The organism is Salinivibrio socompensis S35, from assembly GCF_000513715.1.
Lineage (GTDB): Bacteria > Pseudomonadota > Gammaproteobacteria > Enterobacterales > Vibrionaceae > Salinivibrio > Salinivibrio socompensis.
Window position 1 is genome coordinate 16677 of sequence record NZ_AQOD01000061.1, and the last position, 12814, is coordinate 29490.

A 12814-nucleotide genomic window follows, 5' to 3' on the forward strand; every position below is an offset into this window, starting at 1 on the left:
GGCGCTTAGGCGCCTGTTAATGTATTATGATGCGACGCTAGCTTGGTTCGAGCAATAAACCTCACCAAAGTGGAACACACAGTACTCCCCCTCTTGCATCTTATGCCAGTTCTCATTATTGGTCAGTGGTTGGGTGGCAATCACCGTTACCACATCATTCGGCGTCGTCTGCTCATGAAAATCGACCGTCATTTCTTGATCGATCAAACTGGCCTGGCCAAATGGCGCACGACGTGTAATCCAATGCAGGTTATTGGTGCAATACGCCATCACATAGTCACCATCGCTAAACAACATATTATATACGCCGAGCGCACGCAGCTGGTCACAGCGTGAAGCAATAAAATCAAACACCTCACACATATTGTCCGGCTGCTTTGGGTAATGCTTAAACAGCTCGTTTAACAACCAGCAAAAAGCCTTTTCACTATCGGTCTCCCCCACGGGTTTGAAGTGTCCTGTTTCAAGACTCTCAAACCCAGAGAGTTGACCATTGTGGGCAAAAGTCCAGTGGCGCCCCCAAATTTCTCGCGTAAAAGGATGCGTGTTTTCCAAGCTCACACCGCCCCGGTTCGCTTGACGAATATGGCTGACGACCGAACAGCTTTTGATCGGATAATGGGTCACCAGCTCCGCAACTTTAGATTGACTACTGGGTGCCGGATCTTTAAAGGTACGAAATCCCTTACCTTCGTAAAAAGTAATCCCCCAGCCGTCACGATGCGGGCCTGTTTTGCCTCCTCGTTGAATCAGGCCGCTAAAACTAAAACAGATATCCGTTGGGACGTTGGCACTCATGCCAAGCAGCTCACACATTCTTTCATCTACCTCCGAGAATTATGCTGCCATTTCCTTTTCCACCAATTGGATCAGAATATGGATAATTTTGATATGAATTTCTTGGATACGGTCAGCATAACCAAAGTGTGGAACGCGAATTTCAATGTCCGCCAACCCTGCCATTTTGCCGCCGTCTTTGCCCGTTAGCATGATGGTTTTCATGCCCTTTTTCTGAGCCGCTTCCATTGCGTTTAAGATGTCTCCCTCGAATTCCCCGAGTCGATAGGCCAAACAGAACATCCCCCTTCATACCCACGGCTTCAACATAACGAGAGAAAACATACTCGTAGCCAAAATCGTTAGATACACAGGAAATATGACTTGGATCGGAAATAGCAATCGCAGGGTAACCTGGGCGGTTTTCGCGATAACGCCCGGTGAGTTCCTCAGCAAAATGCATCGCATCACAATGTGAGCCACCATTACCACAAGACAACACCTTGCCGCTGGCTTTAAAACGATCAGCAAGGAGTCTCGCCGCTTTTTCAATCTGCTGGATGTTATTGTCATCACTTAGAAATGCGGTTAACACATCGGCAGCTTCTGAAAGCTCACCGCGAATAATATCTTGGTACATGGCACCTTCCCACTGTTAACAAATATCACGCCCATTAGGCATCAGGCAGTACATCTGCCAGTGTACCCGTATCGTTTTATGGCTGTCGACTACCGTTGTCACCCTGCAAGCGAGCTCGGTCACGTTTGCTTGAATGGCAACCTATCTTTCCATCTGTGCAATAACCACAGTGAGGATTTTCTGACCTTGCAAGCTAGGTCACACCGTATCATTTTACAATTATTTAATTTTATTGTTACATTGAGTGGTACGACCTCTTACCACGACGCGTAAGAGCCAAATTAAACCGAAGGAGATGACGTGATGGCAACAGGGTTATATATCGTCGCCATGCTAATACTGGCCGGTGTACTCGCATACCATCGTGCTAAATTGCTGGTTTCGACTGCAGTACTAGCAGCCGGATTAGTTGTAGGGACCGTAATCGGGAGTGTCGGGCAAATTACGTGGTTAATTTTTGCCGTCATTGCTTTGCCACTAAATATTGTGACGTTTCGTCGCAATTGGCTGAGTAAGCCTGCCTTTAAAGCATTCAAATCCGTCATGCCAGATATGTCGGCAACGGAAAAAGAAGCGATCGACGCGGGCACCGTCTGGTGGGAAGCCGATTTATTCCGCGGTGCTCCGGATTGGAACAAGCTGCATGACATTCCAGCACCAACGCTTAGCGCCGAAGAACAAGCCTTCCTTGACGGACCCGTTAATGAGGTTTGTCGCATGGTTGATGATTACCAGGTCACGCATGAGCTTGCCGATCTTCCCGAAGACGTCTGGCAATATTTGAAGGACAATAAATTCTTCGCCATGATCATCAAAAAACAATATGGTGGCTTAGAGTTTTCCGCTTATGCGCAGTCTTCAGTTCTGCAAAAGCTGTCTGGTGTTTCTGGCGTACTATCGTCAACCGTGGGGGTTCCTAACTCACTCGGTCCCGGTGAACTCCTGCAACATTATGGTACCGAGGATCAAAAAGACCACTATCTCCCCCGCCTTGCCGAAGGAAAGGAAATCCCTTGTTTTGCATTGACCAGCCAGAGGCCGGTTCGGATGCGGGCTCTATTCCTGACTATGGCGTGGTGACCAAAGGCATTTGGAACGGTGAAGAAGTCCTGGGGATGAAAATTACCTGGAACAAACGTTATATCACGCTGGCACCGGTCGCGACTGTCTTAGGCTTAGCATTCAAGCTGCGTGACCCCGATCATCTAATCGGTGATCAAGACGAGCTTGGTATCACTTGCGCATTGATCCCAACCGATATGGAAGGTGTAGAAATTGGTCGCCGCCATTTCCCACTGAATGTGCCTTTCCAAAATGGTCCGACTCAAGGTCACGAAGTCTTTGTTCCGATGGATTTCATTATCGGCGGACAAAAGATGGCTGGTCAGGGCTGGCGAATGTTGATGGAATGCTTATCCATCGGTCGTGGCATTACACTGCCTTCAAATACCACCGGTGGGCTAAAATCGGCCGCATTAGCAACCGGTGCTTATGCGCGCATTCGTCGTCAGTTCAAACTTCCGATCGGCAAAATGGAGGGGATTGAAGAGCCATTAGCACGTATCGCGGGTAATGCCTATGTCATGGATGCGGCAAGCGCGTTGACCGTGACAGGGATTGATGCCGGTGAGAAACCCTCGGTTATTTCAGCCATCGTGAAGTATCACTGTACCCATCGCAGCCAGCAAAGCGTCATTGATGCGATGGATGTCATTGGGGGGAAAGGCATCTGCTTGGGGCCTAAGAACTACTTGGGGCGTAATTACCAGGGTTCACCGATTGCGATCACCGTGGAAGGCGCGAATATTCTTACCCGCTCGATGATTATCTTTGGTCAGGGCGCGATTCGCTGTCACCCTTTTGTTTTAGATGAGATTCGCGCAAGCGAGAATAGCGATCAGAAAGCGGCACTTGCGGCATTTGATAAAGCACTATTCGGTCACGTCGGCTTTGTGTTTAGCAATGTTGCCCGCACCTTTTGGCTTGGTTTAACCGATGGGCGTTTCTCAAACGCACCACGTAAAGATGCGACACGTCGTTACTATCAACAGATGAATCGCTACAGCTCTGCGCTAGCGCTACTGGCTGATGTCTCTATGGCGGTATTGGGCGGCAACCTGAAGCGTAAAGAGCGCTTATCGGCGCGCTTGGGTGATGTCCTCAGCCAACTCTACTTGGCATCAGCGACCATGAAACGTTATGCCGACGAAGGCTACCAAACCGAGGATCTTCCTTTGGTCCATTGGGGCATGCAAGACGCGATGTTCCAAGCAGAGCAAGCGTTAGATGGTTTCCTCGCTAACTTCCCGAATCGTGTCATCGCAGGGTTAGTCAGAGCGTTGGTGTTCCCGCTTGGTAGAGGGCGCCGCCAGCCTGGCGATCGTCTCGATGGTAAGTTGGCGGTCATTTTACAATCGCCTAGTGCCACTCGGGACCGTATTGGCCGTGGTCAATTCTTTGAGCCAGGCAATGCAATCGGTAATATCGAGAAAGCCTTGCATGACATCCTCAATGCTGAGCCTATTCACAAGAAGGTCTGTGACGGCATTGGTGAGAAACTGCCGTTCATGTTCCTTGATCAAGTCGCGGATAAAGGGTTAAACGCCGGGGTGATTTCAGAGCAGGAAGCTGACTTGTTGCGAGAAGCCGAGCAAGGACGACTGGAAACGATCAATGTCGATGACTTTGATCCTGCGGAGTTGCCGGCCGCATCGGTGAAAGAAAATAAGATGCATAATGCCGCTTAGCCGCGCCTTGTATTAAACGTAAGCAACCAAAAAAGAGAGGGCGTTCGCCTCTCTTTTTTTACGTTTAACTGTGTAGTTAAACGTTTTTATTCGGTCCATCCATATCCAGATCATCCATCTCTTCACTTGTCTCAGCATCTTTATCCGGTGGCGGCGCTTCTAACTCTTGCGCGGCTTCTGCCAATTTTTTTGCTTTACGTTTTTTCAACACAAACCAAGTTGCGGCGCCAATCAAGATGACAAGTAAGTTTCCTAACCCAATAATGGTGAGAGACGTTGTACGTGCTTCAGTCCGCTCTCTTTCTCGCCTCCGAGCCTCAGCCGCCTCCATCATCGCCTGCTCTCGCGCTTCACGCTCCGCTTCGGCTTGCTCTAGCGCTTCATAATCTGTGACAGCAAACGTCTGCTCTGGTAGAGGAAAAACTAGCGGGCGTCCCGACAATTGATCTGTCGCATATAACGTTGCTTGCCATTTATACTGCCCAGGCGTCGTTGCATAGGGAACGTCCAGCGAGATCGTCTCTGACTTTTCCTCGCTACTTTTTGGATAAACCGTGGTCTTGCCTTCTGTATCTGTAAACTTGGCATGCACAGACACACTGCCCGGTTCAATGCTAGCTTGTTCCATTTGAATGTTTAATTGATGCGGTTCGCCATCTATCTGACTCTGTTTAAACGTCGCCATCAGTGGGGTTGGATATACAAGAACGTCTTGTTCAAGGGTACGAAAGAAGATCCCATTTCCAGACGTTACGCGCGCTCGGTACTTACCGGGCATCACATTAATAGGTAGCGATACTGTAAAAACCCCATCATTAGGCGATTCATCTAATTCTGTTCCATCATCACTAAACTGACCAAGTGATTTTGGCTGAGGGCGTTGGTCAGGATTAAGCGATGCAGGATCTTTAATAAATTCAGTAAAACTCACGGTGAGATCCACTCGCCGAATAAAGTCTCGCAGATTGAGGGGCTCATCTCCTAACATTAAGCGCGCAGTGAATTTAACCGCTTCGCCTTGATAAAGTCGGCCGGGCAAGTCTTCCACTTGCATTCGCAAGTCGCTCAGCACCTTCACTTTGTTATCAGGGCTAACACGCCCAATTGCTTGCCATGGCCCAGGCATCGGATCGCTGATCGATACAATGTCCATATCAGCTTCTTGATGCCAAGATACATTATCTGGGTGTCGCCACGCGTAATATTTACTCCCGTCAGGTCGCACTAAGACCACGGGCATACTGGGTTTTTCTCTATAAATAACAAACGCGGCGCGCTCAATGGTTGGGTCAACGCGAAAGCGGTTTTCCAGTAGACGGATCTCTTGTTCATTAGCGTGTGCCAATAAAGGGAAACAAAAACAAACTGCCCACCACCGCTTTCTCATGCCTGCTCCTACTGCCGCCAAAGACAGCCGCCGTTTTGTTCAATAAAATCTAAACGCGCTTCATGCGTCACTCATTTCATCGGCCGATGCAGGGATTACCTTTAGCGATATCTGACGCTTAACGGTTCTCGGGGCCATTGGACTTGCATTGTCAGTATCGGTACCTGCGTTAAAAGATAGATGCGTTTGCCCACCCGTCATTAACAGATAGACGTCAGCTAGGATCTCCGCATCCAGCAACGCCCCGTGTAGTGTCCGTCTTGAGTTATCAATGCCATAGCGATCACATAACACATCAAGGTTATTACGTTTGCCTGGAAAGATCTTCTTCGCCATCGCCAGGGTATCTGTAACTGTGCAAATGTCATTGGTTTGCACCGATACCCCTAAGTTTTTAAACTCATGGTCCATAAACCCCACATCAAAGGGCGCATTATGGGCAATAAGCTCGGCACCTTGGATGAAGTCAACGAAGGCTTGGTGCACATCCGCGTAAGCAGGCTTGTCAGTTAAGAACGCGTCAGTAATACCATGCACGGCAATCGCTTCAGGGTCGATCGCACGCGTCGGTTTTATGTAGGCATGAAAATGCCGACCGGTGAGTTTGCGATTGATAATCTCAACGGCACCGATTTCTATAATATTGTGACCTCGATAGTGAGGCCCACCTTCGCGGTTCATACCTGTGGTTTCGGTATCTAACACGATGAGACGATCGTAATTCGCTTTCATGGTAATAACTGTGTCAAACTTGGCTCAGATGAATAGCCTATAGTATCAAAGATGACCAAGCAGGTAGAAATTTTCACAGATGGTTCATGCCTCGGTAACCCAGGTCCTGGGGGGTATGGTGTGGTAATGCGCTATAAACAGCATGAAAAAACGTTAAGTGCTGGGTTTACCCTCACGACAAACAACCGCATGGAGTTGATGGCGGCGATTGTCGGGTTACAGGCGTTAAAAGGTTCCTGCGAAGTAGTTCTCACCACTGACAGCCAATACGTTCGCCAAGGGATTACGCAGTGGATCCATAACTGGAAAAAGCGACAGTGGAAAACGGCGGATAAAAAACCGGTTAAAAATGCCGACTTGTGGCAGCAATTGGATCACGCGGCAGCCAACCACCAGATAACATGGAACTGGGTGAAAGGCCACGCGGGTCACCCAGAAAATGAGCGTTGCGACGAGCTCGCGCGTCAAGCCGCTAATCAACCGACGGATATAGATGAAGGGTATCAGCCTCCCGCATAGACGTGGCTTCCTAACCGCCGTTAGGCACCACACCACCTAGCGGCGATACCGCTTGCTTTAACTTCCAGCGTGGTTTAATCGGTTTCAATGGATAGCTGCGTTTACGTGCCATAATCAGATAAATAGACCCCAACGCGGGGGTAACCACACTGCAGCTGCTTTCAACCCACGCATGGCGCGCTTTAGGGCGGTGTGTTGGCCATAACCCCATTTGATGTGCGGCAATGACTTCGTAGTTCATGACACTTAACCAATCTTTGACTCGCAGTGGTGAAAACATCCTTCCTCCCCATGGCAAGCGCTGATGTCGGCCTCGAATCAGTTTTTCACCCCTAAAAAACTGGCCGGGTTCACGCCAGAAAGAATCAAACAACCATTGTCAATCATAACGCGGTCGACCTCTCTTAGTAATCGATGAGGGTCCTCGCTATAATCAAGCTGGTGTGCTAATAAACAGACATCAAAAGATTTTTGGATAAACGGTAAGGCATAATGGGCCGCCGTGAGGTTACGCATCGGATTGTGTTTATCGACACAGACTTGGTGTTGAATGTTACACTGTTCACTCACTAGTTCGCAGCTTAATCCGCCTAACTTAAGCAAGTGGTAGCCGAATAAAGTCGGTAGCCATTCATCCAATCGGGTTTGCAATTGGGTGCGCGCCCAATCACCGTAGGCAACTTGATCCCACGTGTAGGGATAGTCAAACTGATGTTCAATGCGCGCTGGTTTCATTATTAAGGCTCATTCTATCGCTGGAGAACCCAATGCTTCACGTCAAAAGCATACCTGCATTTAACGATAATTACATATGGCTCATTATTAGTGAAGATAATCGATGTGCCGTGGTCGATCCCGGTGAAGCAAGTCAGGTTATTGACTATATCAAAGCACATGCGTTGACGCTGTCTTGCATTCTTATCACACATCATCACTGGGATCATACCAATGGGATAGAAGATCTCGTTCGTTTCGCACCCAGCGCTCAAGTCATAGGGCCTGATATTAAACCGATCCCTCACTTAAGCATGGCCGTGGGAGATAGCGATCAGATCGATGTATTCGATCATCGATTTTTGGTGGTCGGTGTTGAGGGGCATACCGATGACCACATCGCTTTTGTCGGTGATGGCAAGTTGTTTTGTGGCGATGCGCTATTCTCTGCTGGCTGTGGACGCTTGCTGGGGGGCACCGCAGAGCAAGCCGTCAACTCACTTAAAAAATTGGCCTCATTGCCGATTGAAACAGAGGTCTATTGCGCCCACGAGTACACAGCTGCGAATGTCGCCTTTGCATTGACCGTTGAGCCTGAAAACGATGCACTCCATTTATATCGCGAAGAGGTAAACCGCTTACGTGCTCAGGAAAAACAAACACTGCCAAGTACTATTGGGCGCGAAAAACGTGTCAACCCTTTTTTACGTACGCATGAGCCAACCGTGATTAAAGCGGTCAGTGGGCGTGCGCAAGATGACACTGAATTAGAAGTTTTCCGAGCACTGCGACGGTGGAAGGACGAATTTTGAGCTGAGTCTCTTGTCATCAGTAAGGCCAGCCCCTATCATCATCGGCTATTTTGGACGAAGGTTTTTATGCCATGAAGTACCGTTTAGTTTTATTGAGCACACTGTTGCTGAGCGGCTGTCAGTCAACGGGTGACGCTCAAGACACGGATATCGCCCACAAAGCGCCGCCTATTGCGGTTCTAAAGGCCTCAACAGCGCCCGAAGAGACCTCAGTAACGCCAGAGGAAACGACACCGGAACAACCCTCGGTACTTTCGCAGCAAAAACAAGAGGATGTTTGGCAGCGGATCAGTATGCAACTCTCCCTGCCCGTTCCAGACAATGCATCCGTTAGACGTTATCGCAACTGGTATTTAAACTATCCTAACCACCTCGCGACCGTGACTGAACGTGCGACGCCATTTTTATATCTTATTGTTGAAAAAGTAGAAGCCCGTAATATGCCGCTAGAGCTGGCACTACTTCCTGTTGTTGAAAGCTCATTTGATCAGTTCGCCTACTCTCATGGTCGAGCCGCCGGTTTATGGCAGTTTGTTCCTGCCACTGGACGGCGTTTTGGCTTAGAACAAAACTGGTGGTATGACGGCCGACGTGATGTGGTCCAATCAACCGATGCCGCACTTGATTACCTTGAGTACTTGCATGACATGTTTGAAGGTAACTGGTTACACGCGATCGCCGCGTATAATTCCGGCGAGGGACGTGTATCAAGAGCTATCCGTCGTAACGAGCAACGTGGCAAGCCAACCGACTTCTGGCACCTGGATTTGCCCAAAGAGACCAGCAGTTACGTCCCCAAACTTATCGCCCTCGGCGATGTGCTACGAAATAAAAACAGATACGGTTTAGATGTCCCTACCATCCCTAACCAGCCGGTATTAAAGATGATTGAACCGGGCATGCAGATGGATCTTGCGTTAGCGGCTAACTATGCGGGGTTGAGTGTGTCAGAACTGCAGAGCCTCAATCCGGCATACAATCACTGGGCAACCTCACCATCCGGCCCAACGCACCTGTTACTGCCGAATGATAAGGTTGCGCGCTTTAATACCGAGCTAGCAAAAAATAAGAACCAAGGGCTGCGGGTAGAACGTTATGCGGTTAAGTCGGGAGACAGTCTGAGTGAGATTGCCGCCCAATACAATACCACTGTAAAAGTACTGAAGCGTGCAAATCAGTTACCTTCATCGCGCATTCGGGTGGGACAACGTTTAATGATCCCGGTATCACTCAAAGACGAATCTCAATACACGTTAAGTGCCCCACAGCGTTTAGCCGCATTGCAGGCTGCAGAGCGCGATGGTTATAAGCGTACTCACACAGTGCGTCAGGGAGATAGTTTTTGGACCATTGCTCGCCGTTATGACGTAGATTATCGTCAACTTGCCAAGTGGAACGGTATGAGCCCTCGCGATACCTTAAGTATTGGTCAAGAATTGGTCGTATGGGACAAAGAAGAAAATGCGCAACGTATTCGCACGATTACCTACCGTATTCGTCAAGGTGATTCACTGAGCACTATCGCACATAGGTACAAGGTATCGGTATCAGACTTAATGAAATGGAACCAGCTGCGCCAGAATGCGTATATCCAACCGGGACAACAGTTGACCCTTCATATTGATGTTTCACGGAGTAGCGGCTCATGATGCAAGCCTCAACCAATCCATTTTATGCGTTACGTGATACCGTACTTCGCCCGAGCGCCTGTTTCGCGGCACTGAGTCAACGACCGGCTTGGGGCTGGGTTGCTTATTTACTTATGTGCTTAAGCGCAATTGCTTTTTGGAGTGCCTATTTTGATCACACGGATGTATCCACCCTTCAACAAGCACTTGCCCAACAGCTATCTATGCCTCAAGCAGAAGCGGAAAAATGGTTACAACGAGAGACTCTTTTGGCGTCTGAGGTATTAGGGGACTGGTTTGGCCGTGCCGCGGTTATTTTCGCCTTAGCCCTTTGGTTTCGGCTATCGACCAAGCAAGAGGCGCCGAACTTTGGCTATCGTCACTGGTTAGCCGCATCCTGTTTTATCTTCTTACCAGCAGTCATTGGTGATTTAGCAAGCTATACCAATATGACGCTCGCACCAAACTTTATCTTGCCGGCCCATGCTGATCTCAATAGTTTAAACGGTCTGCTTAAGCTGCCGCTTACGTCATCTTGGACAGCTTGGGCAGCCAGTTTACCGCTACTCTTACCATGGTATTGGGTTCTCAGCATTACCGCCATTGGCACTTGGACGCCATTAAATCAAGGTAAAGCCATTGTGGTCGCGACCCTTCCTTGGGTGGCTGTTTTCGGTGGCTGGGCGATCATCATTGCAATAAATTAATGCATGCCGCGCTAATATTACTCAACCCATAACCTTAAGTTGTGCCTCCATCGCAGCGTGATCGGAGGCACCATTATCCACCGCACTGGCTTGCTCCACAGTTAGGCCTCGATAGAATATATGATCTAACGGCAAGCCAAACTTCGTCATCCGCTGGTCTGGTTGAAACTGCATTTCTTGTAAGGACAAACGAGAAACCATCGCTCTAACTGCCTCTAATCGCCGTTGAGACCATGTATTAAAATCGCCTGCCAGTATAATCGGCCCATCAACGCGTGACAGCACTTGTTCAAGTGCCGCTAATTGTTTTTTATAGGCTGCCTATCGCGTAAGTGAAGTTGATACTATGAATATTAACCACGGCGAGCCGCTGACCATTTGAAAGCTGATACTCACTATACAGTGCACTTTTGGGCAAGCGTAAATAAGGTTCTACTGCGGTATAAGCACAACTGTGTATCGGGTTAACCTCAGAAAGATTCATTACCCCAGCGACCGCATCTTGCATTGCAAACGCATAGGCTTGGTCATAATGAAGTGATGACTGAGTGATCCAGCGCGAGAGTTGAGGCCCAAAGCTCGCTTCTTGTAATAACATGAGTCGATGTGGATCCCGATAATGGCTCAATGCGGTGTCCCACTGGGGCCGCTGCTGCTTGTAAATATTCCAAACCAGTAAAGAGAAGTGCCCTTGCTCATCCAGCGGTAAAGAATGCGTATAATCAACACACTGGTGATAAATGCCAGACACCGTGTGTAATTGCGTGCCATGGGGTACAGTAAAGTAACCATTGACACCCACCACGGCGGCTGGAACTAAAATGGCGCTTCCCCAAGCGACTACCTTGCCAATACGTCGTTTCATGACTGAATTACTACCATAAAGCTCACCACTGAGAGTATAGGTTGTCCCTATAACGGGCGCCGTTTTTGCGATCGTTAGCGCCTAAACACAAGTAATAAACGCACCATATCACTTGCCGCCCACTTCAAGACAGAGATAGGATAGCAAAGTAATGATAACAAGGTGTATTCATGGAGCGATGCCTATGCTCAACAATCTATTTGTTTACGGTACTCTCTGTCCAGGAGAAGAGAACCATCATCTACTGGCCGATATCAAAGGAAGCTGGTACGACGCTAGTATTCAAGCGATACGCACCGATAGAGGTTGGGGTTCGGCGACGGGCTATCCCGGCATCGAGTTAAGTGATAATGCAAAAGACAGGGTAAAAGGCTGGTTATTCAAAGCTGACGATCTTTCAAACATATTAACGTCGATCGATCACTTTGAAGGCGCGGGCTATCAAAGAGTGATTGTTGAAGTGGAATATCAAAATGAAAGTAGACAAGAAACGAAGTACACCACAGCCTTCACCTATGAGCTCTGCTTTAGTCATCAGCCCGAAGCTAGCGCGCCAAGTCAATTCGTAGCTAAACACAACTAATAAGTCGCTGACGAACCGATATGTCGTCGTTGAACGTTAGCAAAAAAAAAGCACTGACAGATGTCAGTGCTTTTTAATTGGCAGGGGTAGAGGGATTCGAACCCCCAACACGCGGATTTGGAATCCGCTGCTCTGCCAGTTGGAGCTATACCCCTATAAGTAGTGGCGGAGTGGACGGGACTCGAACCCGCGACCCCCGGCGTGACAGGCCGGTATTCTAACCAACTGAACTACCACTCCGCACCAATTCTGTCTATCAAAGTCTTACGTCAATCTGCTTTGATGCTTAAATTTTCGCTAATTAAGGCCTAATGATTAAGCTCTAATTAGGTTATCGTGTTTTGCCTTCAGATTTTTTAAAATCTGAAAACAAGAAAGAGAGCCTGGCGATGTCCTACTCTCACATGGGGAGACCCCACACTACCATCGGCGCTGCTTCGTTTCACTACTGAGTTCGGCATGGAGTCAGGTGGGTCCAAAGCGCTATGGTCGCCAAGCAAAATTGGGTGTGTCTTCACTGTTCAGTCAAAACACATAATCTAGAAAGCTGTTCGTTCTCGCCACAATCAACTGGCTTATTTCGAGTCCAACCCAAAACCTCTTGGGTGTTGTATGGTTAAGCCGCACGGGCAATTAGTACAGGTTAGCTCAACGCCTCACAGCGCTTACACACCCTGCCTATCAACGTCGTCGTCTACGACAM

Annotated in this window: 9 protein-coding genes, 2 tRNA genes, 2 rRNA genes and 4 pseudogenes; 6 read left to right on the forward strand and 11 right to left on the reverse strand. The window is 48.7% G+C overall.

What is annotated here, in order from left to right; all coding sequences use genetic code 11:
* Positions 1 to 24: 24 nt before the first annotated feature.
* Positions 25 to 816 (reverse strand): class II glutamine amidotransferase, encoded by a 792-nt coding sequence (locus DZ54_RS0107780; RefSeq protein WP_025673666.1) that lies wholly within the window; start codon positions 814 to 816, stop codon positions 25 to 27.
* A gap of 21 nt (positions 817 to 837) precedes the next feature.
* Positions 838 to 1417 (reverse strand): annotated as a pseudogene (gene lpcA / locus DZ54_RS20045) (D-sedoheptulose 7-phosphate isomerase).
* A gap of 303 nt (positions 1418 to 1720) precedes the next feature.
* Here lpcA and fadE point away from each other — a divergent pair.
* Positions 1721 to 4164 (forward strand): annotated as a pseudogene (gene fadE / locus DZ54_RS20050) (acyl-CoA dehydrogenase FadE).
* 76 nt (positions 4165 to 4240) lie between these two features.
* Here fadE and DZ54_RS0107795 read toward each other — a convergent pair.
* Both DZ54_RS0107795 and dnaQ read right to left on the reverse strand, forming a co-directional pair.
* Entirely contained in the window at positions 4241 to 5551 is a 1311-nt protein-coding gene (locus tag DZ54_RS0107795; protein ID WP_025673667.1) for a TIGR03503 family protein, read from the reverse strand.
* An 8-nt stretch (positions 5552 to 5559) separates the two neighbouring features.
* Positions 5560 to 6283 (reverse strand): annotated as a pseudogene (gene dnaQ / locus DZ54_RS20055) (DNA polymerase III subunit epsilon).
* A 51-nt stretch (positions 6284 to 6334) separates the two neighbouring features.
* Here dnaQ and rnhA point away from each other — a divergent pair.
* Entirely contained in the window at positions 6335 to 6802 is a 468-nt protein-coding gene (rnhA, locus tag DZ54_RS0107805) for a ribonuclease HI (RefSeq protein WP_025673668.1), read from the forward strand.
* Between the two features lie 10 nt (positions 6803 to 6812).
* Here the strand turns inward: rnhA and DZ54_RS20060 are convergent.
* Positions 6813 to 7537: pseudogene (locus DZ54_RS20060) on the reverse strand (methyltransferase domain-containing protein).
* 32 nt (positions 7538 to 7569) lie between these two features.
* Here DZ54_RS20060 and gloB point away from each other — a divergent pair.
* The 3 genes from gloB (at position 7570) to DZ54_RS0107825 (ending at position 10663) form a co-directional block, all read left to right on the forward strand.
* Positions 7570 to 8328, forward strand: a complete 759-nt coding sequence (gloB, locus tag DZ54_RS0107815; protein WP_025673669.1) for a hydroxyacylglutathione hydrolase — start codon at positions 7570 to 7572, stop codon at positions 8326 to 8328.
* Between the two features lie 71 nt (positions 8329 to 8399).
* Positions 8400 to 9977, forward strand: a complete 1578-nt coding sequence (locus tag DZ54_RS0107820; RefSeq protein WP_025673670.1) for a lytic transglycosylase — start codon at positions 8400 to 8402, stop codon at positions 9975 to 9977.
* Positions 9974 to 10663 (forward strand): YIP1 family protein, encoded by a 690-nt coding sequence (locus DZ54_RS0107825; RefSeq protein WP_081721623.1) that lies wholly within the window; start codon positions 9974 to 9976, stop codon positions 10661 to 10663. The genes DZ54_RS0107820 and DZ54_RS0107825 overlap by 4 nt, the downstream gene beginning before the upstream one ends.
* A gap of 21 nt (positions 10664 to 10684) precedes the next feature.
* On the opposite strand, the gene DZ54_RS23420 is transcribed toward DZ54_RS0107825, so the two are convergent.
* Positions 10685 to 10948, reverse strand: coding sequence for an endonuclease/exonuclease/phosphatase family protein (locus DZ54_RS23420; RefSeq protein WP_051415964.1), 264 nt, complete (start codon positions 10946 to 10948; stop codon positions 10685 to 10687).
* Positions 10949 to 10973: 25 nt separating this feature from the next.
* Positions 10974 to 11528: an endonuclease/exonuclease/phosphatase family protein gene (locus DZ54_RS20065; RefSeq protein ID WP_051415965.1), complete on the reverse strand. Its 555-nt coding sequence runs from the start codon at positions 11526 to 11528 to the stop codon at positions 10974 to 10976.
* Positions 11529 to 11712: 184 nt separating this feature from the next.
* Here DZ54_RS20065 and DZ54_RS20070 point away from each other — a divergent pair, with 184 nt between their 5' ends.
* Complete coding sequence (locus tag DZ54_RS20070; protein ID WP_025673672.1) at positions 11713 to 12111, forward strand: gamma-glutamylcyclotransferase family protein; 399 nt, start codon at positions 11713 to 11715, stop codon at positions 12109 to 12111.
* 78 nt (positions 12112 to 12189) lie between these two features.
* On the opposite strand, the gene DZ54_RS0107840 is transcribed toward DZ54_RS20070, so the two are convergent.
* The 4 genes from DZ54_RS0107840 to DZ54_RS25490 all read right to left on the reverse strand — a co-directional run.
* Positions 12190 to 12266: transfer RNA gene (locus tag DZ54_RS0107840), tRNA-Trp, on the reverse strand.
* 8 nt (positions 12267 to 12274) lie between these two features.
* Positions 12275 to 12351 (reverse strand) — tRNA-Asp (locus DZ54_RS0107845).
* Between the two features lie 141 nt (positions 12352 to 12492).
* Positions 12493 to 12608: ribosomal RNA gene (gene rrf, locus DZ54_RS0107850) — 5S ribosomal RNA — on the reverse strand.
* A 115-nt stretch (positions 12609 to 12723) separates the two neighbouring features.
* Positions 12724 to 12814 (reverse strand): 23S ribosomal RNA (locus DZ54_RS25490); the annotation flags it as partial.